Genomic DNA, 2,227 nt, shown 5'->3' with positions numbered 1-2,227 from the left:
ATCCAAGTAAAGTCTTAACGGGAATGTTAGTAGCCATAATTTTAATTTTTAGGCTACTAATTTAAACGATTTAAACGTTTCGGACAATAGTGGTTCAAACCCTGCCTGCGTTGTAATCTCCTCAAAAGCACCATCTCCCTCTTTCTGAATACAAAAAACTCCCATAATCAACATTTTACCTCAAAATGTATTGATAAAGAATACTATCGGCATGGTTTTGACTAACACTTTTTTTTTCTAAATCTTAACTTTGTATTATATTTTAACAGAATAGTGAAAAATGTCAATAAAATCTAATACAGAAAATCCGCTGAAAAATTGGCAGGTAAATCGAGAAGAAATACAGTTTCTTGGGAAAGATTTGCAACGCCCCGAATGTATTTTAACCGAACCCAACGGCACCGTTTGGACGGCTGATGCACGAGGTGGAGTGGTAAAGTTGAACCATGACGGTTTACAGAAAATAATCACCCCATATTCTGAAAACGATTTGAATAATTTTGAGAAATTATCAAATCTCGAAAACCGCTATGTACTCGCTCAGGGTTCATTGCCCAACGGTTTGTGTTTTGATAAAAACGGGAATTTCATCATTGCCAATTGGGGAACTGACCACCTCGAAACCATGACTCGTGATGGTAAAATGACCACTATTCTCACAGAAATTGACGGAAAACCCATGGGAAAAACCAACTTTCCTTTACGAGATTCTAAAGGTAGAATTTGGTTTACCGTAACGACAAGAACCAACCCTTGGACGGAACAATTAAACACCAGAGCTACCGACGGTTACATTGCCTTAATAGATGAAAACGGCGTTAGAATTGTAGCAGAAGGCTTTTGTGGCACGAATGAAATTCGTTTTGATGATAACGAAGAATGGCTTTATGTGGTAGAAAGTACGGCTCACAAAATTTCAAGATTGCGGGTAAAACCCAATGGCGATTTATACGACCGTGAGGTTTACGCCAATGTAAGCGGTTTCCCCGACGGTTTTGCGTTTGATACTTTTGGGAATTTATGGGTTACGCTAATTTTTACCGACCAATTGATAGCAATTACGCCCGAAGGTGAGGAATTAATGCTTTTGGACGATAGCAATGCTGAATCTAAAAAAATGCTTTTTGAACACTATCAAAACCGAACTTTGACTGGCGAAATTTTAGGGTCGGTACAAGGCACTTTATGTCCTTGGATGGCAAGTTTGAGTTTTGGTGGAAAAGATATGAAAACCGTTTATTTAGGAAGTTTACGAGGCACAAGAGTTCCGTTTTTCCAAAGTCCTGTGGCGGGACAAAAAATGATTCATTGGCGATGAAAGACTTATTTGATTTATCTGGAAAAGTTGCTCTCATCATGGGTTCGAGTTCGGGCATGGGAAAAGCAATTGCTCACATTTTGGGCTTAAACGGTGCAAAAGTTATTATTTCCAGCAATGATAAAACGGCTTGCGAGAAAGTATTAGCCGAATTTCAAGCTGAAAATATTAACGCTATCGCCATTCCATGTGATGTTTCACAAAAAGAGCAAATTGATTTTTTGGTCAGTGAAACCGAAAAGACATTTGGCAATATTGATATTTTGGTGAATTGTGTGGGCATAGCCATTGCAGGTTCATTTTTAGAAATTGATGCAGAAAGTTTTGAAAAAACCATGCAAATCAACTTGCAAAGTGCCATTTATTTGACCAAGAAAGTCATTCCAAAAATGCAAGCAAAGAAAGACGGAGCAATTATCTATTTGTCGAGTTTATCGAGTGTTAGAGGGAATAAATTTTTAGGATTATACGGTATTTCAAAAGCAGGATTGGCACAATTAGCCCGAAATCTTGCCGTAGAATTTGGACCTGATAATATTCGTGTAAACGCTATTTCTCCAGGAGTAATTGATACAGAATTTGCCAAACCCATGACGACCAATCCAGAAGTAATGGCAAAAAGAGTAGCATTAACGCCACTCCGACGCATCGGGAAAGTGGAAGAAGTGGCAGGTGTAACACTTTTATTGGCATCAAAAGCAGGCGGATTTATCACAGGACAAAATATCATTATTGACGGTGGCACAACCATTAGTGATGGGAATTGAATAAGGAATGAAAGACAAAAAAGGACTTTAAAAGCCCTCCCTTTTGGGGCTACGGTTTATACACAAGTATTTGAATATCGATTTAGAGCCATAGGCTCGGTTAAATTTTGTAGCGGTGGGTTTTAACCCACCGAAAATGATG

Annotated in this window: 2 protein-coding genes; both read left to right on the top strand. The window is 38.4% G+C overall.

Translation table 11 applies throughout. The annotated features are described in order from the left end of the window. Positions 1–280: 280 nt before the first annotated feature. Positions 281–1,318, top strand: a complete 1,038-nt coding sequence (locus tag LV89_RS24805; RefSeq protein WP_109745678.1) for an SMP-30/gluconolactonase/LRE family protein — start codon at positions 281–283, stop codon at positions 1,316–1,318. Next, positions 1,315–2,085 (top strand): SDR family NAD(P)-dependent oxidoreductase, encoded by a 771-nt coding sequence (locus tag LV89_RS24800; protein ID WP_109745677.1) that lies wholly within the window; start codon positions 1,315–1,317, stop codon positions 2,083–2,085. Before LV89_RS24805 ends, LV89_RS24800 begins: the two co-directional genes overlap by 4 nt. The last annotated feature ends 142 nt before the right edge of the window (positions 2,086–2,227 follow it).

The sequence above is a fragment of the Arcicella aurantiaca genome (assembly GCF_003148625.1).
Lineage (GTDB): Bacteria > Bacteroidota > Bacteroidia > Cytophagales > Spirosomataceae > Arcicella > Arcicella aurantiaca.
The sequence above is the reverse complement of the archived record's forward strand: the minus strand, read 5'-3'. Positions and strand labels throughout refer to the sequence as shown.